The following is a 22,763-nucleotide window of genomic DNA, read 5'->3' as shown; positions in this document are numbered from 1 at the left end:
TCGCGGAACCTCACATTCGAGATGAGGTGGACGGATCCCGCAGCGATGGACTGCGAGAGCGCTCTCCGCACCCGGGTCGGGTCAGGGCTGTCGCCAACGCGAACCGGGATGCAGGGCTACATCGGGGCGGCGAAGGCTCCCAGGTGATTGAGAGAGCGCTCTCACGATACGATGCACGCAAATATCTGGTCAATAGACGGTGAACGATGACGAGCCGAGCCGGGTCGCCTGGTCGCGGCCCGGCTCGTCCGCGGGCGGTCGCCCGCCCTGGTCAGTGCGCGAACTCCGTGGTCACGGTCGCGTCGACGAGGTCGCCGAAGCCGTAGACCCAGGCCTGGCCGACCGGGTCGCCGAGCTGTGCGCGCAGCCAGTAGGCGCTCCACCGGGCCGCGGTCTCCACGCTCTGCGCCTGGGCGAGGGTCTGCGGGGACAGGTCGGGCCGCGCGCCGGCCGGGTTCTGCGCGTCGGTGATGCCGTAGTGGTTGGCCCCGAGCACGCTCGCGTACAGCTTCGGGGGCGAGGTGACCACCTGGTAGGTGGCATATCCGTTGGCCGGGCTGCCGATACCGTCGGCGCTGCCCTGGACGAGGGCGACCGGGACCGTGTTGGACACCGGGGGCGTGGTTCCGGTGCCCGGCTGGGTGTTGTTGGCCCCGTACAGCGCGACCGCCTTGAGCTGCGGCGGAGCGGGCGCGGGCGCGGCGCAGAACGGCGGGGTGCACAGGCCGGTGGCCAGGTTGAGCGCCGCCGCGCCGCCGAACGAGTGCCCGAGCAGCAGTAGCCGGTTCGCGTCGAGCGCGCCCAGCAGCGGAGAGCCGGCGCGGACGTTCTCCGCCTGGGCCCACGTCACCGTCCAGCCTGCCTGCGCGCCGGTGGCATAGAGGCCGGGCTGGCCGAACAGCACCTGGAAGTGGTTGGGCACGACGACCGCGAAGCCGTACGAGGCGACCTTGGCGGCGTAGCCGGAGTACTGCGCCTTGTCCACGTTGGCGCCCTGCAGCAGCAGCACCACCGGCCACGGGTCGTGCGGCGAGCCGGTGACCGGGTGGTAGACGTCGGCGGCGTCGCCGTTGACGGTGCTCGCGTACACGGCGACCGAGGAGTAGGCGGCCGAGGCGGGTGCGGGGGCGGTCAGCACCGCGGTCATGGCGGCGAGGGTGGCGGTGAGGGCGGCGACGGCGGCGCGCCGTACCCGGTGGGTCGATGTCCTCAAAACGATGCTCCCGTTTCTGTAGGCGAAACAGTGTTTCGTATAGAGAGACATATTGGAGTCTGCGGCGACGTACGTCAATGCGTTGCGGTCCGGTCCGCCCCGGTCGATCCATGCGCAAACGATGCAAAGCCGGAAGAGCATTCGCCAAAAGGCCCGCCGTACCCGCATGATCGAGGAGGGGACCCCGGCCGTTTCCGCAGGTCGCCAGCGCTGAGAGGAGCGCCGTCATGGGGATCGAGGAAAAGTTCGTCGACCTGTCGCGCCGATTCGTGGCGCGCACCGTGCAGACCGCCGGGCGACTGGCCGGCTACCCGCGCTGGGAGATGGACGGGCGGTTGATGGCCGCCCAGGTCGACGACGACGCGGCACGGGAGGCGGGCAAGGACCGGCTCAAGGCGCTGGAGGCGATGAGCCGCTTCGCCGCGGAATGGCCCGGCCTGCTCGACACGCAGCGCATCCCGCCGGTCGCGGGCACCGGCCCGATGCCCCGTTCCCGCCCGTCGCCGTCCCCGTGAGACATAGCATGACCTGCGACAGCACCGCTGCGGCGCGCCGCGTGCGAGGTCGGGGGAGCTATGACGACGGCAATTTTGAACACGCTCACCGAGGACGAGATGATGCTGGTCCGCGAGACCGAGCGGGAGCGGCTCACCGATCTCGACGAGGACGGTCTGCTCGACCTGCACGACCGCATCCGGCGAGCACGCAACAAGTACGTCAAGCTCTACCGCCGCCAGTCCGGACTCCGGGTGGCCGAGTCCGGCGGCCGGGGCAAGGCCAACCCCAAGGGCACCCGCGACCGGCAGAAGGCCGAGGTGTTCGAGGACGCGCTCGCTCGCGTGAGCCGAGCCGTAGCGGTCGCCGCGAAGGCCAGCGCACAGCAGCTCAAGGCCGAACGGCTGCAGCTGGCCAAGGAGAGCCGCAACACCACCCCGCCGCGACCCTCGCGGCCGCCGACGAAGGCCCGGCCCAGCAGTCAGGTGGCCGACCGGTCACCGGACTCGCCCGGGCTGCGTAAGCGGCAGGCGTCGTCGCGGGCGGCCGGAGCCCGTCGCCAGGCCGGTCGCGACAGCCGCTGATCCCGGCACGCGCTAGGCGTGGGCCGCGGTCGACCGGATCAGGTCGAGGCCGAGGTCGGCGAGGAACCGGGTCAGTGCAGCACGCTGCCGCCACAGGGTGGCGAGCTGCTCGGTCTGCGGGGCGCCCAGCGTCTCGAACGGCAGCGAGGTGAGGGCCGCGCGGGTGGTGAGGCCGCCGACGTAGCCGTAGGTGACCGCATCGGGGTCGGCCGCCACGCCGTAGGCGCGCATGCCCGCCACATAGGCGGGCACGATGGCGTCGTGGATGGCAGGCAGGGCAGCGGCCTCGACGTGCCCGGCGTGCGCCAGGCCGACGAGCAGCTGGCCGAGGTCGAATCCGATCGCGAGCGGGCACTGGAACGCCACGTCGATCGCGACGAAGACGTCCGGCTCGCCGCGGGGGACCAGCAGGTTCTGCGGGCTGGCGTCGCCGTGCGCCAGCGCCTGCGGCAGGGTGTCGAGCCGGTCCAGGATCGCGGGCACCGCCGCGGCGATCCGGCGCAGGTCGTCGCGCAGGTCCGCGTCGACGGCGGAGGCGACCAGCGGGTGCGCCCAGAGGCGGTCGTCGTCGAGGGCGGGCGCCGCGCCGCGCATGACGCGGCTGCCGACGAGCAAGCGCAACGCCCAGCCGGGTTCACCCGCGGCGGCCAGCAGGTCCGGGGCGCTACGCCGTGCGGCCAGCCCGCCGAGGGCGAAGGCGGCACGGGGGTAGTGCTCCAGCGTCCAGTCGTGATCGGCGATGGCGTCGACGTCCTCCATCCACAGCAGCAGCCGGTCGTCGTCGAGTTCGGTGACCCGGTACAGGACGGGGACCCGCAACCCTTCGGGCAGGTATCCCGCGAACGGCTTCTCCCACATCGCCAGCTCCTGCCGCCAGGGCAGGGTCGCGCACAGCTCGTCGCGGAACATCTCCGGCACCAGGTGCAGCAGGGGCCAGTGCCGCGGGTTCTGCACGAGCTTGACGAAGACGCTCCACGCGCGGCCGTCGCCGTCGCCGCGTACGCGGGCCAGGCCGCCGGTGGCGGGGGATCCGGACTGGTAGTCGATCGGCTCCACGCGCCAGGCGCCCGGCGACGCGCCGCCGCCCAGCACCAGCTCGGCGACCTCGGCCACTTCCGTTGCGGACAGTTCCATCACCGGCTCCGGGATAGTAAGGCTACCTGACGACCTGAGGAGATAGTAAGGTAGCCTGATGAGTTCGGTCAACGGCGATCCCCCGCACGTGTTCGACCTGTTGGGACAGGCGCTGACCGTGGCCCGGCGGGGGATGGAGGCCGAGGTCGCCGGCGAGCCGCACCACCTGCGCGGCTCCCACCTGCGCCTGCTGTCGCTGACCCCGGTCGAGGGCATGCGCCCCACCGATCTCGCCGCCCGCGTCGGTATGACCAAGCAGTCGCTCGGCGAGTTCGTCGCCACCATGCAGCAGGCCGGCTTCCTCCAGGTCGACCCGGATCCCGCCGACCGGCGCGCCCGCATCGTGCGCCCCACCGCCAAGGGGCTGCGCCTGCAGGCCCGCATCCTGGACATCCTCGGCGAGACCGAGCACCGCTGGCGCGACGAGGTCGGCGCGCGGGACTGGTCGACCTTCCATCGGGTGCTGCGGCACATCGCGGCCGGCAGGGCGCCCGGCGACGAGTCGCGGTGACGTCATGAATGCGCGAAGAAGGAATGTCCGGAAATAGGCGGAGCAAGGCGCACGGCCACTCCTGTCACTGAACCGGGGGATCGAAATACGCCGGTGTGATCGCGGCGCTTGCCGCACCACCGTCGACAATGGCCGCCACGACCCCGCAACCTGCGCCGACATGGCCGGGTGTGGGTCGCCCCATGTCGCCTGCAGTCCTGATCGGACACTGTCGGATGCTGTCCTATCCGTTGGGAGTCTGGTGCCGGAATGCATTCTTGTGCAACGATCCCTTCGCATTCCCCTTAGCGGCGCTAACGTTTTTCGGACCGCGCTGTGGCTCCGTGCGCCGCCCTCATCGCTCATGCCCTCAGAAAGGTGTCCGGATGAGATCACCCAGGTGGCTACGAGCTGCGTTCGTGGGGGTTCTCGTCGTGCCGCTGGCCGGTGCGACGTGGACCACTCCCGGAATGGCAGCTCCGCAGCCCTCGCCCTTCAAGGCGAACAAGGTGACGGCGACCTCGCACATCACGGCGGACAAGACCCCCAGCAGCCGGCTCGCGCAGACCGATCCCGCCCTGCTCGGCCGCACTGACACCGCGCTGGTGCCGGTGCTGGTCAAGCTCGACGTCGACGCGGTCGCGACCTACGCCGGCGGCATCGACGGATACGCCGCGACCAGCCCGCGCGTCACCGGCCGCAAGCTGTCGGGCGACGCCGCGCAGAAGCGCTACGAGGGCTACCTCGCCCAGCGTGAGGACGCGTTCGTCACGGCGCTCGGCAAGGTGTCCGGCGCCAAGGCCGGGCAGCGGCTGCGCACCGTCTACGGCGGCGTCGCGGCGGTCGTGCCCGCCAACAAGATCGCTGATGTGCTGAAGATCCCGGGCGTGTCCGCGGTGCAGAAGGACGAGCTGCGCAAGCCGCTCACCGACGCCAGCGCCCCGTTCATCGGCGCGACCTCGCTCTACCCGGGCCTGGGCGGCACCGCCAACGCGGGCAAGGGCGTCATCATCGGTGTCATCGACACCGGTGCGTGGCCGGAGCACCCGTCCTTCGCCGACCAGGGCAACCTGGGCGCGCCGCCGGCCAAGGCCGACGGCACGCCGCGCGAGTGCGACTTCGGCGACAACCCGCTGACCCCCGCCACGGACGTCTTCGTCTGCAACCACAAGCTCATCGGCGGTGGCAAGTTCCTCGACACCTACGACGCGCAGACCGGTGACGACGTCTACCACTCGGCGCGTGACAGCGGCGGCCACGGCACCCACACCGCGTCCACCTCGGCCGGCAACAAGCTCGCCTCCGCGAAGGTGTTCGGCGTCGAGCGCGGTCCCTTGAACGGCGTCGCCCCGGGTGCGTGGGTGTCGGTGTACAAGGCGCTCGGCCCGCAGGGCGGCTACAGCTCCGACCTGGCCGCCGCCGCGCAGCAGGCGATCCTCGACGGCGTGTCGGTGATCAACTACTCGATCTCGGGTGGCAGCAACCCGTTCACCGACCCGGTGGAGCTCACGTTCCTCGACGCGTACGCCGCAGGCGTGTTCGTGTCGGCCTCGGCCGGCAACTCCGGGCCCGGCTCGGCGACCACCGACCACGTGTCCCCGTGGGTCACCACCGTCGCGGCGTCGACCCAGACCCGCGAGTTCGTGTCCACGCTGACCCTCAAGTCGGGTGCGGACACGCTGGTGCTGACCGGTGCGTCGATCACCGCCGGGGTCGGCGAGCTGCCCGTCGTGATGGCGTCGTCGTACGGCGACCCGCTCTGCCAGACGGCCGCCCCGGCCTCGGTGTCCGGCAAGATCGTGGCCTGCCAGCGCGGCGTCAACGCCCGCGTCGAGAAGGGTCACAACGTCAAGGCGGGCGGCGCGGCAGGCATGATCCTGTTCAACGCCAGCCTGGCGGACATCGAGACCGACAACCACTTCCTGCCGACGGTGCACCTGGCCGACGGCACGCAGTTCAACGCGTTCGTCGCGGCGCACCCCGCCGGCCTGACCGCGTCCTTCACCGCCGGCCAGAAGCAGAACGGCCAGGGCGACGTGATGGCGGCGTTCTCGTCGCGCGGCCCGGGCGGGCTGGGCATCAAGCCCGACATCACCGCCCCGGGTGTGCAGATCCTGGCCGGCAACACGCCCACCCCGGACGCCGTCGACGGCGGCCCGGCGGGCGAGTACTTCCAGGCGATCGCCGGCACGTCCATGTCCGCTCCGCACATCGCGGGCGCGGCCGTGCTGCTCAAGGCCGCGCACCCGACGTGGACGCCCGGTCAGATCAAGTCCGCCATGATGACCACGGCGAAGACGTCGGTCGTCAAGGAGGACACGGTCACCCCCGCCGACCCGTTCGACCAGGGTTCGGGCCGTCTCGACCTGACGAAGGCGTCCAACCCGGGCATCACCTTCGACGAGTCCGCCGAGCGGATGTACTCGCTGGGCAACGACCCGCTCGCGGCCGTGCACCTGAACCTGCCGTCGATCAACGTGCCGACCCTGCCGGGCCGGCTCACCACGTACCGCACCGCGGTCAACGTGAGCAACAAGGCGCAGACCTACAAGGTGACCACGACGGCTCCCGCCGGTAGCAAGATCACCGTCTCGCCGTCGACGTTCACCCTCAACCCGGGCAAGTCGGCCCAGCTGAAGATCACGATCGCGTCCAGCGCGCCGACGGCGCAGTACTTCGGGCAGATCAGCCTCGACCCGAGCCGGTCCGGCATGCCGACCCTGCACCTGCCGGTGGCGTTCATGCCGCAGCAGGGCAGTGTCAGCCTGACCAGCACCTGTGCCGAGGGTTCCATCGCCTGGCTGGGCACCACCAGCTGCACGGTGACCGCGACGAACAACTCGTTCGCCGAGGCCACTGCCGACTTCAAGACCAAGCTCGACCTCAACCTCGCGGCCACCGGTGCGACCGGTGCGACCGTGAACAACCCGTGGCTGGTCACCAAGAACGACGTCACGCTGGCCGGTGCGCAGCCGGGTGTGCCGTCGATCGCGCCCGGTGCGGGACCGGCGGGCTACATCCCCCTCGCGGCGTTCGGCATCACGCCGGACCCGCTGGGCGATGAGTCGATCATCAACTACACCGTGCCGCCGTACGTCTACAACGGACTCACGTACACCTCCATCGGCATCCTGTCCAACGGCTACGCGGTCGTCGGCGGCGCCACCAGCGAGGACAACAACTGCTGCAACCTGACCCAGATCCCGGACACGGCCCGCCCGAACAACGTGCTGGCCCCGTTCTGGAGCGACCTCGACGGCACCAACGACGAGGGCGCGCGGGTGGCGACGCTGACCGACGGCGTCAACACCTGGCTGGTCATCGAGTGGCAGGTGGACGTGTGGGGCACCAACTCCAACCGCCACTTCCAGATCTGGATCGGCGTCAACGGCACCCAGGACATCTCGTACGCGTACGACGCGGCCGCGCTGCCCGCCGACCCGGGTGGTCAGGCGTACATCGTGGGTGCGGAGAGCGCGGACGGCACCGGCGGCGAGCAGCTCCCCGTCGGCACCCTGCCGACCGAGGACCTGGTCGTCACCAGCACCGACCCGGCTCCGGGCGGTTCGGCGTCCTACACCGTCAACCTCCGCGGCATCCTGCCCGGTTCCGGCGTTCTCACCACTGAGATGACCGCCTCGACCGTGCCGGGTGTCACCGTGGTCAACTCCACGGTGGTCGTACGACGCATCGGCGCCTCCGGTCAGCAGCCCTGACCGGAGCTGAACTGAGGCCGGGGTGCGCAGCGATGCGCACCCCGGCCTTTCTCGTGGGTCAGGCCGGGGCCGCCGCCGTGACCCCGCGCTGCCAAGGGTGCGGCACCCGGACCCAGGCCATGCCCGCCGCGGTCGCCGCCTCGATGCCCAGGTCGGCGTCCTCGAACACCACGCAGTGCTCCGGCGCGACCCCGAGCCGCCGCGCGGCCAGCAGGAAAGCCTCAGGGTCCGGCTTGGCCCGGGTGTAGTCCTCCGCGCACACCATCAGGTCGAACCGGTCGAGCAGGCCGAGCGCCGTCAGCGAGCCGGCAACGGAGTCACGGGCCCCGCCGGAGACGATCGCGAACGGGATCCGCCCATGGGCGTGCTCGATGTGCGCCAGCACCTCGGGCACCGCCGTCAGCTGCGGCAGCAGCTCCCGATACAGGCTCTCCCGGCGGCGGTCGACCTCGGCGACCGGCATGGCCAGACCCTGCGCGGTGTTCAGGTCGGCGATGACGTCGGCCACCGTCCGGCCCGCCCACGCGTAGAACAGGTCCTCGGACAGGTCGCAGCCCCACTCGCCGACCGCCTGCGACCACGCGCGGTAGTGCAGCGGCATCGAGTCGGCGACGGTGCCGTCGCAGTCGAACAGGTAGGCCCGGAACTCCCCGGGCGGCAGCGGCAGCATCACCGCAGCAGGTTACCCGCGGGTGAAGACCCGCCACGGCCCCGCGCGACGGTCCTGGCGGCCGGGCCGAGGCGAGACCGTCGTCCGGGTCAAGAACGGCCGCCGGCTGCCCGGGTGGCCCGCCCGGCCGTCTCGCGCAGGTAGGCGACCAGTTCCGGCGGCGAGTGCACCTCGAACTCGCAGCCGAGCATCAACAGCCGCCAGGCCAGCCACTCCAGCGGCTCGGTGTGGCTGGTCAGCCGGCAGCTGTCCGCGTCGATCGGCACCAGGTCGGCGGGGGAGTCGCCGATCCGTCCCGCCACCTGCTCCAGCGGCGCGTGCAGGGTCGCCACCGCCTGGTACACCGGTGCGAGCTCGCTCAGCTTGGCGGTCACGTACGCGGCGGCGTCGGCGGCCGGCAGGGTCCGCGGTGCGGTGCGCTGCCCCGTCGGGCGCAACGCGCTCATCCGGTCCACCCGGAACATGCGCCAGTCGGCGCGGTCGGCGTCGTAGGCGACCAGATACCACCGGCGGCCCGCGGACACCAGCTTGTGCGGCTCGACCAGCCGCTCGCTGTCCGCGCCGCCGCGCCGCCGGTAGCCGAACCGCAGCCGTTCCCGGTTGCCGACGGCGGCGGCCAGCGTGGTCAGGTGCACCGGGTCGACCGTCGGGCCGTCCCAGCCCGTCATCGGCACGGTGGCCCGGCCGAGCACGCCGACCCGGTGGCGCAGCCGCGACGGCAGCACCTGTTCGAGTTTCGCCAGCGCGCGGACCGATGCCTCGCCGATCCCGGTCACCGCGTGCATGGCCGCGGTGCGCAGGCCGACGGCGATCGCCACCGCCTCGTCGTCGTCGAGCAGCAGCGGCGGCATGGCCTTGCCGGCGACCAGGCGGTAGCCGCCCACCGCGCCCATCGTCGCCTGCACCGGGTAGCCGAGGTCGCGCAGGCGGTCCACGTCGCGCCGGATGGTGCGCACGCTGACCTCCAGCCTGGTCGCGAGTTCGCTGCCGGGCCACTCCCGGGGAGTCTGCAGCAAGGACAGCAGGTTCAGCAGCCGAGCGGGGGTGTCGGTCATGTTCTCCATCATCGCGGCCATGTGTGACAGAACCTGACCTATATGGGTTCTAGCGTGGCCCGCATGACGCCCTTTCGGATCGACATCCCCCAAGCCGACCTCGACGACCTGCGCGACCGGCTGGGCCGGACCCGCTGGCCCCGGCAGACGCCCGGCGACGGCTGGAGCCGCGGCGTGCCGGTGGACTACCTGCGGGAGCTGGCCGAACACTGGGCCACCGGCTACGACTGGCGCGTGCACGAGGCGCGGCTGAACGAATTCCCCCAGTTCATCACCGAGATCGACGGTCTGGACGTGCACTTCCTGCATGTGCGCTCGCCGGAGCCGGACGCGCTCCCGCTGATCCTGACCCACGGCTGGCCCAACTCCGTCGTCGAGTTCACCGAGCTCATCGGGCCGCTCACCGACCCGCGCGCGCACGGCGCGGAAACCGGGCAGGCCTTCCACGTGGTGGTGCCGTCCGTGCCGGGGTACGGGTTCTCGCAGGCGCCGCCGCAGGCCGGGTTCACGGTCGGCCGGCTCGCCCGGATGTGGGCCGAACTCATGGCCCGCCTCGGCTACGACCGCTACGGCACGCAGGGCGGCGACCTGGGCGCGTACGTGGCCCCGGCGGTGGCCGAGGTCGCGCCGGAGCACGTGGTCGGCGTGCACATCGACGGCGGCTTCGGGTTCCCGACCGCGGCCGACGTGCCGGGCATGAGCGAGGCCGAACGCGCCGAGTGGGACCTCATGCAGCAGTGGATGAGCGGTGGCGTGGACCATCACGCGCTGCTGCGGGCCGCGCCGCAGACCTTCGCGCACGCCTGGAACGACTCCCCGGCCGGGCTGCTGGCCTGGCTGACCCAGAAGTTCAAGGAGTTCGCCTTCATGGCCGACACCCCGGACCAGGTCATCGACCGGGACCAGCTGCTCACCAACGCGAGCGTCTACTGGTTCACCGGCACGTCGGGATCGTCCTCGTGGCCGATGTACGACCTGCTGACCCTGGCCGCCGACGGCGGATTCGCCTGGCCGAAGGGTCAGCGCCGGGCGCCGTCGGGTGTGTACGGCGGCGGCTCCGCGCTGATGCGGCGGCTCGCGGAGCGCGACAACACCATCGTGCACTGGCCCGAGGGCAACCCCGGCAACCACTTCGTGGCGATGGAGCAGCCGGCGGCGCACGCGGCCGACATCCGCGCCTTCTTCACCAAGGTGCGCGCCCGATCGGACCGCTGACCGGGGCACGGTCGTGCAGACCTGAACGACGCCGAGGGGGCGGTGCCGCCCCCTCGGCGCCGTCAGTGGCGTGACCAGCGCACCGAGGTCCGGCTACTTCCACAGGTCCCGGGGCGGATTCTCGATCAGCCGGTCGTCGGCGTCGTAGGCGAGGAACTGGGCGTAGTGCAGGTTGGTGCCGGTGAAGCTGAACACCCGCTCCCCGTCGCCGAGGTCCCAGATCGGCACGGCGTGCAGCGGCGCGCCGGGCGCGGTGCGCATCGAGAGCCGGGCGACCCGCGGGCCGACCCACCCTTCGACGCTCGACCGCTGCCCGTCCGACCCGACGCTGTAGTTGAGCAGCAGCCGGCCGCCCTGTGAACCGTCCCGGCTGCACTCGCCGGCACCGTCGCCCCAGCAGACGTGCATCTGGGAGAAGACCTGACGGGTCTGGTCGAGGTCGTTGAGCCGCAGGCCGGGGTCGACACTCGGGGGCAGCGGGAGCAGCGCGAACACCGCGATGCCGGCCGCGGCGGAGGTCAGGCCACGAGCCCACACCGACCTCGCCCCGAGCACGACGTCGTTGTCCCTGGCGGCTTGGCGGGCGTTCAGGGCGCCGCCGAGGCCGACGCAGCAGATCACCGCGACGCTGATCCCGCGGACGTTGCTGAACACGAACTGCAGACCGGGTGTCGTGGCCGACTCGATGGTCAGGTTCGCCAGCGACAGCGTCATGACGACCAGGAGGAACGCGCCCGCGGCCCGGCGGGCCGAGCCGGCGGAGGCGACCAGCAGCATGCCGGCGAGCACCGTCCACACCTGGTGGTGGGTCCAGGACACGGGCGACGCGGCGATGGTGGCACAGCCGACCAGCACCGCGGCATGTGCCCGACGGCCCTCGCGGGCGAGGTTGCGAGCCCGCCACAGGGCCAGGGCGCAGATCCCGGCGACGAGTAACAGCCACACCACCGGGCGGTGCTCGGCGCCGATGCCGGCGCGGCCGAGTACGGCGTGCAGCGACTGGTTGCCCAGCGATGCCATGTCGCCGACCCGTGCGGTGCTGAACAGCGACGCGGTCCAGAATTGCAGGCTGTCGGCCGGTAGCAGGACAGCCGCCACGACGGCGCTGCCGGCGAACGCCGCAGCCGCCCGCAGTGCGTCCCGGCGGCGTCCGGCGAGCAGGAAGAACACCACGAACAGCAGCGGCGTGAGCTTGATCGCCGCAGCCAGCCCGACGAGCACGCCGCGCCAGCGCGCGGGGGTGATCTCCAGCGCGTCGAGCAGCGTCAGCACGACGACGAAGATGCTGATCTGACCGAACCGCAGATCGCTCTGCACCGGGGCGGAGGCGATCAGCACGCAGGCCAGGACCCCGGCGAACAGCTGCCGCCGCGGCGCGTGCTCCCAGCGGGCCGCCAGCGCCACGGCGATCACCGCGACGGCCGCGACGATCGCGACCAGCCACAGCACCCGTGTCACCGACTCGGACATCCACCCGAGCGGCCAGAGCACCAGCGCCGCGAACGGCGGGTAGGTGAACGGGTCGCCGTTGTCGGCGGCGTACTCGTACAGCGGGCGGCCCGACTGCGCCTGCCGCACCGCGCCGACGTACACGTGCAGATCGGCGAGCCGGTCGAACTCCGGGCGGCGCAGAGCCAGCGTTCCCGACACCACGGCCACCGTCGCGAACACGAGCCACAGCGCGTTCACCCGCCAGTCTTTGAGCATCGGCGCAGGATAGTCGTCGACGGGCGCGGCGGCTGTCCCCGCCATGGCGGCGCTGGCGCAAGGCCAGGGCGGTGGCCGAGGTTCGTCGACCGCGGGGACGGCAGCGGGGCGCCGCCGTCCCCGTCGCGGGGGCTCAGCGGTCCTGCAGCAGGCCCAGCACGTTGCCGTCGAGATCGGTGACGGTGGCGACCAGGCGGCCGCCGCCGACGTCGTGCGCGGCCTGCCGCACGGTGGCGCCCGCGGCGGTCACCTCGGCGAGCTTCGCCTCGATGTCCGGCACGTGCCAGTACGTCACCGGCGAGGTCAGGCCCTGCGGGCCGCCGGCGGGCACGAGGCCGATCTGCTGTCCGGCGGCGTCGAAGCCGACGTAGTACGACGAGTCGGTCTGCGGCGGCACGCCGAGCAGTGCGGCGTACAGGGCTTTCGCGGCCGCGAGGTCGGACACGGGGTGCAGCACGGTCTTGCCGCCGTGGGTGGAAGAGCCGGTCATGATCACTCCTGAGGTCGTGGGCCGTCGCGGCCCGGTCCGTGCATCCCGCCGTGACCAGCGGGAACTGGGTAGAGCTTGTCGTTTGCGGGGTCCGGCCCGCATCCGTGACGACCACGGAACCGACCACGGATCGGGAGTACGGGGCCACTTACGACAGTTGCTGCGAGGCCGTTGCCGCACCGGCGGCGACCAGCCGGCCTTCCTGCGTGGCGGCCCTGCCGGGGGTCGGTGCGGCTGCCGGGCCGGTGCCCGCCGCGCGCCGGCTGAGCCGCAGCACGGCAGCGACGGACAGGCCCAGCGCGATGGTGAGCAGCGCCGAGATCAGCAGGGTGGGCCTGCCGCCGATCGCGGTGACGACGGGACCGCCTACCAGCGTGCCCAACCCGGTGGCGGGGGCGGTCAGCGCGGCCCGGGCGGCGAGCACGCGGCTGAGCACGTGCGGGGGCGTGCCGCGCTGGAACAGCGCCGTGGAGATGGCGGTGAACGGGCCGTAGATCAGGCCGCCTGCCGCGAACCCGACCAGGCCGGGTGCGACGGCGTCGGTCAGCCCGAGCGGCAGCAGGGCGGCGCCCCAGCCGACGACGATGGCGACCACCACCCGCCAGGGCGTGTGGCGGCGCAGCAGCACCGCCCCCAGCGAGCCGACCGTCGCCCCGATCCCGAACGCGGTCCAGTACAGGCCCAGCAGGCCGGGTGAGCCGTGCAGGCCGTGGGCGACGTGCACCGGCAGGGCGACCTCGACCGGGCCGTACAGGAAGAAGAACGCGCAGGTGACGGCGAGCAGCCCGAGCAGGCGCGGCCGGTCGAGGATGACGCGCCAGCCGCCTGTCGCCGGTGTCTCCGGCACGCCTGCGGCAGTGGCGGCGGTGCTCGCGTGTCGCGCGGCGAGCACCCACGCGGCGACCGCCAGCACGGCGAAGCTCGCCGCGTCGACGCCGATCACCCAGCCCGGCCCGGCCAGCGCGGTCAGGCCGCCGGCCAGCGCCGGGCCGACCACGAACGCCGACTGGGCGAACGTCGACAGCAGGGCGTTCCCGGTGACCTGGTCGTCCTCCGGCAGCACCTCCGCCACCAGCGTGTACACCCCGGCGCTGCCCCACGCGTGCAGCAGCGACGAGACCGCCAGCAGCGCGACGTAGGCGACCGGGTGCAGCAGCCCGGTCACCGCCAGGACGGCGACCGTGCCCAGCGTGACGGCACGCACCGAGGCGTCCGCGGCGACCAGTTGCGCGGCGCGCAGCCGGCGCATCAGCCGGGCGAGCAGGGCCGCGCCGAGCGGGGCCGGCAGCGCGTACGCCGCGACCGCCAGCCCGGTCCAGACCCCGGCCTGCCCGTCCGGCGCGAGCTGCACCGCGAGCCACGCCACCGCGACCATGCTCATGCCGTCGCCGAGGGCGGAGACCAGCTGCGCGGGCAGGATCCAGCGAAGCGCCGGATGCCTGGCCAGCCGGCCGACGGAGCCGAGCCAGGTCCGTGCGCCGTCCCGCGATCGCTTCATGTCGTGCTCCGTTTCCGACGTCCGATGTGCCTGTTCCGAGCGTCGCCGGAGGCCGTCGCGAGGGCATCGGTGCCGAGCACGGAAAGCACCTCGGAAAGGCAGTACGGAGCCGTGCGCCAGAATGGTGCCCATGACGGCGACGACGGTGGAGATCTCAGCCCGGGAGTCCGAAGTGCTGGCGCTGCTGGGCGAGCACCTCAGCAACGCCGAGATCGGGGCGCGGCTGTTCATCTCGGTCCGGACCGTGGAGAGCCACGTCTCCTCGCTGCTGCGCAAGGTCGACGCCCCGGACCGGCGGGCCCTGGCCCAGCGCGCGGCCGAGCTGACCCGCGTCGACCGCACCCACCCGGCGCCGGTCCTGCCGAAGCCGCTGACGTCGTTCGTCGGCAGGTCGCAGGAACGTGCCGAACTCGCTGAGATGATCAAGACGCAGCGGCAGGTGACCGCGCTCGGCCCCGGCGGGGTCGGCAAGACCCGGCTCGCGCTGGCTGTGGCCGCCGACGCGACCGGCGAGTTCGCCGACGGCGTGTGGTTCGTCGACCTGGTCCCGGTCTCCGACCCGGGCGCCGGCGCGGTCGCGGGCGCGATCGCCGCCGCACTCGGCCTCGGCGAGCAGCCCGGCCGCGGCATGGACGAGTCGGTGTTCGCCGCGCTGGCCGACCGGCATGCCCTGCTGGTGCTCGACAACTGCGAACACGTCCGGGACGGTGTGGCCCCGTTCCTCGATCGGCTGCTGGCGACCTGCCCCCGGCTGACGGTCCTGGCGACCAGCCGCGCCCGGCTGATGGTGCCGTTCGAGCGGGTGTACCAGGTCCCGCCGATGTCACTGGCCGGCGACGGCGAGTCCGACGCCGTCGCGCTGTTCCTGGACCGGGTCGCGGAGCTGCGCTGGCCGCCCGACGCGGTGCTGCGCGAGCACATCGCCACCGTCTGCGAACGCCTGGACGGGGTGGCGCTGGCGATCGAGCTGGCCGCCGCCCGGTGGCCCACGCTCGGGCTGGACGGCCTCACCGCCGGGCTGTCCGACCAGCTGCGGATGCTGTCCGGCGGCCCCCGCGCCGACGACCGGCACCGCTCGGTGCGGGCCGCGCTGGACTGGAGCCACGCCCTGCTGGACCCCGCCGACCAGGCGCTGCTGCGCCGCATGTCGGTGTTCGTGGCGCCGTTCACCGTCGAGGCGGCCGCGGAGGTGGCCGGGACCGACCGGGGCGCCGTCCGCGACGGACTGGCCCGGCTGGCCGAGCAGAGCCTGCTGGCGGTGACCGCGTCGGGGACCACGACCGAGTACCGGGCGCTGGAGACCATCCGCCAGTACGGGGCCGAGCGGCTCGCCGAGGCCGGTGAGCTGGACGACGTCCGCCTCCGGCATCTGCGCTGGTGCCTGGCCAAGACGGCCGAGCTGGCCGTGGTGCGCCCGGACTGGCGGGCCCGGTTCGACGCGACGGCCGACGACGTGCGCGCCGCCCTGGCCTGGGCCGCCGACCGGCCCGAGCAGCGCACGGACGCGTACCGGCTCGCCCGGTCGTTCGCGGAGCTGACCTTCACCCGCACCTACGCCGGCGAGTCCCAGCTGCGATACGAGCAGGCCGCCGCGCTCGCCGACGACCCGGCCGACGCCGCCGCGACGCTCCGGCTCGCCGCGGCCGTGGCCGGCTGCCGCATGCGCGGCGACGACATGTACCGCCTGCACCGCGCGGCCGCCGACGCGGCCCGGCGCGCGGGCGACAACGCAGCAGCCGCGTGCGACCTGGCGACCGCCGCGACCAACGCGCACCGGTTCTGGAGCAAGTTCGAGCACCTGCCGACGTACGACGAGACGGTCGTGCTCGTCGACGAGGCACGGGAACTGGCCGGCGACGATCCGGCCGCCCAGGCCGCGGTGGCGCTGGCCGAAGCCGGGGTGCTCGCCGACGCGTTCGGCGCGGCCCAGGGCCCGGCCGACAACGCGGTGGAGGACACGACCGCGCGCACCCACCGCGCGGTCGAGCTCGCCGCCCGCACCGGCGACCCGCTCGCCGAGTCCGCCGCGCTCGACGCGCTCACCGGCGCGCAGAGCTGGGCCGGCGACGCGTTCGCCGCGGCGGCCACCGCCCGCCGCCGGGTCGCGCTGCTGTCGTCCCTGCCGGACACCCCGGCGGCGACCCACGAACTGCTCGACGCCCTGGGCATGGCGACCGAGGCCGCCCTCGGCGCGGGCGACCTGCCGGCGGCCCGGCGGTGGGCCCGGCGACTCGCCGAGCACCCGCTGCTGGCCGAGGTCGGACACCGCGCCACGAGCTGGCTGCTGGTCACCGACGCGCTGGCAGGCGACGTCGACGACGTGCTCACCGCCGGCGACCGCTTCCTCGAGGCGTGGCAGCGGGCCGGCAGCCCCGCCAGGTCCGTGCTGGGCCCCGCCGTGGCGGCCGTTGCGATGATCCACGGACTGCGCGACGACCACGAAGCCCGGCGCGACTGGAACGCCGTCCTGCGGCAGCTCGGCACCCCACCGGAGCACACCTACGGCTACGGCGCGGTCTTCGACGCGCTCGGCCTGCTCCACGAAGGCCAGCCGGACCTGGCGCTGCGGCGGACGGCGCCAGAGCCCGCCGACGTGTGGAAGTGGGTCACCTGGATCTGGCACCACTGGTACGTGGCCCTGCGCGCCGAAGCCGCCGTGCTCGCCGGCCACCCCGACGCCGCCGACCGGCTGGCCGCGGCCCGCACCGCCGTCGCCGGCAACCCGGTCGCCGCCGCCATCGTGGCGCGGGCCCAGGCCCTGCACGACGATGACCGCGAGCGGCTGCTCGCCACGGCGGCCGAGTTCGACGCCGCCGGCTGCCGCTACCAGTCGGCGCGGACCCTGGTGCTCGCCGGGGGCGACGACGCCACCCGGGGCGCCGCCGCCGTCGCCGAACTCGGCCTCGCCCCGATGGTTCCCGCCCCGCATCCGCCACGGCGGTGAGCAGTCGCGGTCAGCTCGACCCGCGGACCCGCGCCGTCGGCCGCTGCCACGACAGCCGCACTCGTCGCCGGGGTGCCGGCATCAGCTGCCGGCCTGGCGGAGCATCGATTCGAGCTCCGGGTCGGGCATGAGGTGCCGGACCTCCTGCGCACAGCGGCAAGCAGCGGCCAACTTGGCCGCCCATGCCAGCGCCTCCTCGCGGGAGGCCACGTCGACGACCACGAACCCGCCGATGACCTCCTTGGTCTCCGGGTAGGGGCCGTCGGTGACCACCCCGTCCGTGGCCACGATGCTCGCCCGCTGCCTCTGCAGTCCGGTGCCGAAAACCCACACGCCGGCATTCATGGCCTCCTGGCACACCGCGTGCGCTGCCTTGCCCACGTCGGGCAGCTCCTCGGCGGTGATGTGGTCCATCGCGCCGTCGTTAAACGAGATCAAGTACTGCGTCATCGCCATCATCCTCTCGCCCGGCGGCCCCTCCGGCCGCATTCCACCTGTACTACGAACGACCCGACCCGGATCCGACACCCTGCCGAAGAATTGTTTCCGCGCGGCCCGACACACCCGCCTGGCCGGCGCGGCAACGCGACGGCCCCGGTGCTCTCGCGCCGGGGCCGTGGTGTGTCGAGCGCGGGCAGCTCAGGAGCGGTTCCAGCGCAGCGACAGGCCCACCCCGGTGCCCGCCAGCAGCGCACCCGCCAGGACGAACCAGACCGTCATCTCGACGTCCTGCTTCTGCGTGACGATCGTGGCGGGCAGGTCCGTCAGCACGCCCACCAGCTGCTCGGCGTCCTGCGCCCGGAAGTACTCGCCACCGGTCAGCTCGGCGACCTCGCCGAGGGTTTCCTCGTCGATCAGCTGCGCGCGCCGGCCGCCGCCCCGCCCCTGCCACTCCGGCCGCGCGCCGGAGCCCGCGGTCATCTGGTCGGCGCTGCAGATCAGCGGCGCGGGCTCGGTGGTGCCGAACCCGATGGTGTACACCCGCAGGCCACGGGCCTTGGCCTCCTGGGCCGCGGTGACCGGGTCGACGCCCTGCGTGTTCGCGCCGTCGGTCAGCACCACGATCGTGTCGGCGACGTACTCCCCGGAGCCGGGGGAGCCCGGTTCGCCGAGTTCCACCCCGGTCGGCGGGACCGCCGGGTTGATCTCGGCGATGGCGTCGATGGAGGTCAGGATCGCCTGCCCGATGGCGGTGCCACGCGACGTGCGCAGACCGTCGATCGCGGTGAGCAGCGCCTGCTTGTCGTCGGTCGGCTCGACCAGCAGGCCGGAGATGCCGGAGAAGGCGACCAGCCCGATGCGGGTCCCGTCCGCCTGTGCCAGCACGAACTCCCGGGCCGCCTCCCGCGCCGCCGTCAGCCGGTTCGGCGGCACGTCGGTGGAGCACATCGACTGCGAGACGTCCATCGCCAGCAGGATCGCCGTGGAATCCTGCGGCACTGCCAGCGAGGCCTGCGGCCGGGCGACGGCCATCCCGAGCGCGAGCAGTCCCAGCACGAACAGGGCCGCCGGGATGCGCCGCTGCCAGCGGGAACGGCCCGGCAGCGCGGCCCGGATCAGCGCGATGCTGGACACCCGCACGGCCACCTTGCGCCGCCGCCGGTTCAGCCACCAGCGCACCACCAGCAGCAACGGGATCACGAGCAGGGCGGCCAGCGCCCACGGCCAGGCGAGCGACATCAGACGATCCTTCCGTACCAGCGGATCATCAGCAGTCCGCCGAGGGTCAGCAGCAGCAGCGCGGAGCCCGCGAACAGCGCGGTGAGCTCGATGTGCTCGGGCTCGGTGGTGATGCGCAGGTCGATGGACCGGTGGATGTCGTCGAGCGCGGCCGCGTCGCGGGCCGGGTGGTACGTCCCGCCGGTGACCGCCGACAGGTCGGTGAGCAGCTGCTCGTCGAGCGCCGTGGCGACCTGGAAGCCCTCGACCTCGACGGTCGTGCCCGTCGGGGTGCCGATGCCGACGGTCTCGAGGCGCACCCCTGCCGCACCGGCCATCGCGGCGGCCGCCAGCGCCTGCTCGGGACTCTCGGTCTCCTGCCCGTCGGAGAACACGATGATGGTCGCCGAGCCCCAGTAGCCGAGGTCCGGCAGGGCGGCGTCCTCCTGCGCCGGCAGCTCGACCGGCTTGCCGACGATGGCCGACAGGGCGGTCAGGATCGCCTGCCGCAGCGAGGTGCTGCCGCTGGTGCTCAGCCGGCTGATGGCGTTCTTCACCGCGGCCCGGTCGGGAGTCGGCGTCTGTGTGAGCAGGCCGCCCTGGCCGAAGATGACCACGCCGATGTCCACGGTGGACGGCTGCTGGTCGACGAAGGACGCGGCGGCGGCCTGCGCGGCGGCGAGCCGGGTCGGCTCGACGTCGGTGGCGGCCATGCTGTTGGACACGTCGAACACCAGCATCACCGTGCCCGACACCCGCGGCACGGGCAGCTCCGCATGCGGGCGGGCCAGGCCCGTCAGCAGCATCGGCAGGGCGGCCAGGAACAGGACGTACGGCAGGTGCCGGCGGACCGAGCCGCGACCGCCCGCCGCGGTCAGGCCGATCCCCGCGCCACGCAGCGCCTCGGCGCGGCGGCGCTGCACCCGCAGGTACGCCAGCACGGCCACGCCGGTGCCCACCACGGCCAGCGCGATCAGGAACGGATACTGCACGGTCATCGAGTTCTCCGCCTCGTCCGGCGCACCATGTCGACCAGGGCGTCGACGAGGTCGGTGTCGGTGGTGACGCGATGAGCCGCCACCCCGGCGCGGCTCATCGTCTCGGCCAGCCCGCTCTCCCGGGCCCGCACCTCGGCCTCCAGCCGGCCGCGCAGCAGCGGATCGCCGCTGTCGACCAGCAGCTGCTCGCCGGTCTCGGCGTCCTCGACGACGATCATGCCCAGGTCGGGCAGTTCGAGCTCGGCCGGGTCGACGATGCGCACGGCGACCACCTCGTGCCGGTGCGACAGCAGCGCCAGCGACCGCTCCCAGCCGGGGTCGCCGATGAAGTCCGACAGCACCAGCACCAGGCTGCGCCGCCGTGCCGTGGCCGCGGCCAGCCGCAGCATCGCCGACAGGTCCGTGGTGGTCCCGGCGTCGGTGCGCGGTGCGGGCGCGTCGAGCTCATGGGTCAGCCGCAGCACCTGGTCCCGGCCGGTGCGCGGCGGGATCACCCGCTGATGCCGGTTGTCGAACAGGATCGCGCCGACCCGGTTGCCGCGGTACGTCAGCAGCCGGGCCAGGCACACGGCCAGCTCGTTGAGGGTCGCGTCCTTGCCGTGGCGGCCGGACCCGCGCATCGACGCGGACCGGTCCAGCACCAGCCACGCCGTGAGGTCGCGGTCCTCGGTGTACTGGCGCACGAACGGCTCGTCCATCCGCGCGGTGACGTTCCAGTCGATGTGCCGGACGTCGTCCTCGGGCGTGTAGGCGCGCACGTCGCTGAAGTCGAGCCCGGCACCGCGCCACACCGTGCGGTGCCCGCCCAGCAGGCGCCCGTCGAGGCGGCGCAGCACCTGCCACTCCAGCCGCCGCAGCAACCGATCGGAGGCTGCGGTCATGCCTGCTCCTCGCTGCGCTCGCTCATGCCCGCTCCTCCCCGCGCCCGCTCATGCCGACTCCGCGCCCGCTCATGGCTCAGCGGCCCTGCATGGCGAGTTCCGGCACGGGCAGCGACGACATGATCCGGTCGAGCACCGCGTCCGCGCTCACCTCGTCCGCCAGCGCCTCGTACGACATCACCAGGCGGTGTCGCAGCACGTCCAGGGCGAGATCGGTGAGGTCCTGGGGCAGCGCGTAGTCCCGGCCGCGCAGGAACGCCAGGGCGCGCCCGGCCAGCACCAGGTTGATCGACGCGCGAGGGCTGGCGCCGTAGGTGATGTAGCGCGCCAGCTGCTGCTGGCCGACGATGGCCGGTTCGCGGGTCGCGGCGGTGAGCCGGACCGCGTACTCGATGAGCGACGGGTCGACGTAGACCCGGTCGGCCTGCTGCTGCAGCTCGATGAGCCGCGCCGGGTCGATGATGCGCTGGATCGCCGCGCCGGGGCTGACCGCCCGCTCGACGATCACGAACTCCTCGGTGCTGCTCGGGTAGCCCACCAGGACCTTCATCATGAACCGGTCGACCTGCGCCTCGGGCAGCGGATAGGTGCCGTCGGACTCGATCGGGTTCTGCGTGGCCAGCACCAGGAACGGCTCCGGGACGCGGTGCGTCTCGCGGCCGATGGTGACCTGGTGCTCCTGCATCACCTCCAGCAGCGCGCTCTGCACCTTCGCGGGCGCGCGGTTGATCTCGTCGGCGAGCAGCAGGTTCGTGAACACCGGTCCGAGCGACACCTGGAACTCGCCGCTGTGCTGGTGGTAGGTGCGGGTGCCGGTGATGTCGGCCGGGACCAGGTCGGGGGTGAACTGCACCCGGTGGAACTGCCCGCCGACGGCCTCGGCCAGGGACTTGACGGCCAGCGTCTTGGCCAGGCCCGGCACACCCTCGACGAGGATGTGCCCGCGCGCCAGCAGCGCGACCATCAGCCGCTCCAGCAGCAGGTCCTGCCCGACGATGACCTTCTTGACCTCGTAGAGCACCTGCTCCACGACGCTCTGGCCGCCCGCCGGACGGGGCGGCTGCCGGTGACCGTTGCCGGATACGGGTGTGTTCATGGGTCCGTCCTCATCGGATCGAGTGCCGTTGCACGTGCTGTCGGGGAGGTCACAGAGGTGGCGGCGGGCCGCCGCCGGCCGCGGCGGTAACGATCGGCACGGCGAACCCGATGCCGATGAACGTGCCGGCTTCCGTCGGGTTGGCCAGGGCCACCACGATGCCGACCGTCTCGCCGCGCATGTTCACCAGCGGGCCGCCGGAACTGCCGGGGTTGACCGCGGCGTCGAACTGGATGAGCCCGCCGAGCTTGCCGACGTCGGCCACGGTGACCGAACGTTCCAGGCCGGACACCACGCCGGTGGTGGCCGAGCCGGTCAGGCCGAGCTGGTCGCCGATCGCGACGACCTGCTCGCCGATGCCCGGCACGCCGCCGAGCACGGCCGGGACGAGCACCTCGGGCAGTTTCTCCGGGGTCAGCGCGGCGATGTCGGTCGCCGGGTCGGCGGCCGCGATCTTCGCCGGGGTGCTGCTCCCGTCGGCGTAGGTGATCTCGATCTTGGCGGCGCCCTTGACCACGTGCAGCGCGGTCAGGATGGTGCCGTCGGCGTTGGCCAGCACACCGGTGCCGGAGGCCGCCGACGGCTCGCGGCCCGCGCCGTTGGTCCGGATCGACACCACCGAGGGCAGCAGGACCTGGTAGACCTCGGCGACGGTGAGCGTGCCGTCGTCGGACGGCGACGGTGAGGGCGACACGACGGCGGGTGCGCCGGACTCGGCCGCGCCCCAGCGGAACGCGACCACCGCGGTGACCGCCAGCGCCACCGCGACACCCGCCGCGACCAGCGCACGGATGCCCACGCGCGACCGCGGACGGGATGTCGCGGCGGGCTCGGCGTCGGCCGGCCCGGCCGCGGGCGGCGGGTCCGGGAGGCGGTCGAGTTTTCCGGCGCGACTCAGCATCCTTTGAGCCTAGGGCC

At 73.0% G+C, this 22,763-nt stretch carries 19 protein-coding genes; 6 read left to right on the top strand and 13 right to left on the bottom strand.

Translation table 11 applies throughout. The features are described 5' to 3' along the window. Nucleotides 1–271: 271 nt before the first annotated feature. Nucleotides 272–1,213: a poly(ethylene terephthalate) hydrolase family protein gene (locus tag HAV39_RS27645; RefSeq protein ID WP_191842108.1), complete on the bottom strand. Its 942-nt coding sequence runs from the start codon at nt 1,211–1,213 to the stop codon at nt 272–274. A 227-nt stretch (nt 1,214–1,440) separates the two neighbouring features. Between HAV39_RS27645 and HAV39_RS27640 the strand changes: the two genes are divergently transcribed. Both HAV39_RS27640 and HAV39_RS27635 read left to right on the top strand, forming a co-directional pair. Continuing rightward, entirely contained in the window at nt 1,441–1,728 is a 288-nt protein-coding gene (locus HAV39_RS27640) for a hypothetical protein (protein WP_191842107.1), read from the top strand. 60 nt (nt 1,729–1,788) lie between these two features. Beyond that, nucleotides 1,789–2,292, top strand: coding sequence for a hypothetical protein (locus HAV39_RS27635; RefSeq protein ID WP_191842106.1), 504 nt, complete (start codon nt 1,789–1,791; stop codon nt 2,290–2,292). Between the two features lie 12 nt (nt 2,293–2,304). Here HAV39_RS27635 and HAV39_RS27630 read toward each other — a convergent pair whose 3' ends face one another. Beyond that, entirely contained in the window at nt 2,305–3,426 is a 1,122-nt protein-coding gene (locus HAV39_RS27630; RefSeq protein ID WP_191842105.1) for an aminoglycoside phosphotransferase, read from the bottom strand. Between the two features lie 58 nt (nt 3,427–3,484). On the opposite strand from HAV39_RS27630, the gene HAV39_RS27625 reads away from it, so the two are divergent. After that, entirely contained in the window at nt 3,485–3,937 is a 453-nt protein-coding gene (locus HAV39_RS27625; RefSeq protein WP_191842104.1) for a MarR family winged helix-turn-helix transcriptional regulator, read from the top strand. 365 nt (nt 3,938–4,302) lie between these two features. Then, entirely contained in the window at nt 4,303–7,632 is a 3,330-nt protein-coding gene (locus tag HAV39_RS27620; RefSeq protein ID WP_203736410.1) for a S8 family serine peptidase, read from the top strand. A 58-nt stretch (nt 7,633–7,690) separates the two neighbouring features. On the opposite strand, the gene HAV39_RS27615 is transcribed toward HAV39_RS27620, so the two are convergent. Together HAV39_RS27615 and HAV39_RS27610 are read right to left on the bottom strand one after the other, a co-directional pair. After that, nucleotides 7,691–8,302 (bottom strand): HAD family hydrolase, encoded by a 612-nt coding sequence (locus HAV39_RS27615; protein WP_308440896.1) that lies wholly within the window; start codon nt 8,300–8,302, stop codon nt 7,691–7,693. A gap of 89 nt (nt 8,303–8,391) precedes the next feature. Next, nucleotides 8,392–9,357, bottom strand: coding sequence for a helix-turn-helix transcriptional regulator (locus HAV39_RS27610; protein ID WP_191842102.1), 966 nt, complete (start codon nt 9,355–9,357; stop codon nt 8,392–8,394). A 63-nt stretch (nt 9,358–9,420) separates the two neighbouring features. On the opposite strand from HAV39_RS27610, the gene HAV39_RS27605 reads away from it, so the two are divergent. Next, the gene (locus tag HAV39_RS27605; protein ID WP_191842101.1) at nt 9,421–10,572 is read left to right on the top strand and encodes an epoxide hydrolase family protein; all 1,152 of its coding nucleotides are present in this window, start codon (nt 9,421–9,423) and stop codon (nt 10,570–10,572) included. A 93-nt stretch (nt 10,573–10,665) separates the two neighbouring features. On the opposite strand, the gene HAV39_RS27600 is transcribed toward HAV39_RS27605, so the two are convergent. From HAV39_RS27600 to HAV39_RS27590, 3 genes are all read right to left on the bottom strand, one after another. Continuing rightward, the gene (locus HAV39_RS27600) at nt 10,666–12,279 is read right to left on the bottom strand and encodes a glycosyltransferase 87 family protein (protein ID WP_191842100.1); all 1,614 of its coding nucleotides are present in this window, start codon (nt 12,277–12,279) and stop codon (nt 10,666–10,668) included. 133 nt (nt 12,280–12,412) lie between these two features. Then, complete coding sequence (locus HAV39_RS27595) at nt 12,413–12,769, bottom strand: VOC family protein (protein WP_191842099.1); 357 nt, start codon at nt 12,767–12,769, stop codon at nt 12,413–12,415. 148 nt (nt 12,770–12,917) lie between these two features. Beyond that, the gene (locus HAV39_RS27590; protein WP_191842098.1) at nt 12,918–14,267 is read right to left on the bottom strand and encodes an MFS transporter; all 1,350 of its coding nucleotides are present in this window, start codon (nt 14,265–14,267) and stop codon (nt 12,918–12,920) included. A 130-nt stretch (nt 14,268–14,397) separates the two neighbouring features. On the opposite strand from HAV39_RS27590, the gene HAV39_RS43355 reads away from it, so the two are divergent. Then, a complete protein-coding gene (locus HAV39_RS43355; RefSeq protein WP_191842097.1) occupies nt 14,398–17,211 on the top strand; it encodes an ATP-binding protein in 2,814 nt (937 codons plus the stop codon). An 81-nt stretch (nt 17,212–17,292) separates the two neighbouring features. Here the strand turns inward: HAV39_RS43355 and HAV39_RS27580 are convergent, their stop codons facing one another. From HAV39_RS27580 to HAV39_RS27555, 6 genes are all read right to left on the bottom strand, one after another. Further along, nucleotides 17,293–17,661, bottom strand: coding sequence for a YciI family protein (locus tag HAV39_RS27580; RefSeq protein WP_191842096.1), 369 nt, complete (start codon nt 17,659–17,661; stop codon nt 17,293–17,295). 189 nt (nt 17,662–17,850) lie between these two features. Then, complete coding sequence (locus tag HAV39_RS27575; protein ID WP_191842095.1) at nt 17,851–18,891, bottom strand: VWA domain-containing protein; 1,041 nt, start codon at nt 18,889–18,891, stop codon at nt 17,851–17,853. Then, nucleotides 18,891–19,868, bottom strand: coding sequence for a VWA domain-containing protein (locus HAV39_RS27570; RefSeq protein ID WP_191842094.1), 978 nt, complete (start codon nt 19,866–19,868; stop codon nt 18,891–18,893). Before HAV39_RS27570 ends, HAV39_RS27575 begins: the two co-directional genes overlap by 1 nt. Further along, nucleotides 19,865–20,749, bottom strand: a complete 885-nt coding sequence (locus tag HAV39_RS27565) for a DUF58 domain-containing protein (RefSeq protein ID WP_191842093.1) — start codon at nt 20,747–20,749, stop codon at nt 19,865–19,867. Before HAV39_RS27565 ends, HAV39_RS27570 begins: the two co-directional genes overlap by 4 nt. A 76-nt stretch (nt 20,750–20,825) precedes the next feature. Then, the gene (locus HAV39_RS27560) at nt 20,826–21,845 is read right to left on the bottom strand and encodes an AAA family ATPase (protein WP_191842092.1); all 1,020 of its coding nucleotides are present in this window, start codon (nt 21,843–21,845) and stop codon (nt 20,826–20,828) included. 49 nt (nt 21,846–21,894) lie between these two features. Then, entirely contained in the window at nt 21,895–22,746 is an 852-nt protein-coding gene (locus HAV39_RS27555) for a S1C family serine protease (protein ID WP_191842091.1), read from the bottom strand. Nucleotides 22,747–22,763: the final 17 nt, after the last annotated feature.

Source organism: Catellatospora chokoriensis, from assembly GCF_011297315.1.
GTDB lineage: Bacteria > Actinomycetota > Actinomycetes > Mycobacteriales > Micromonosporaceae > Catellatospora > Catellatospora citrea.
This window is presented reverse-complemented; position numbering and strand designations above follow the sequence as displayed.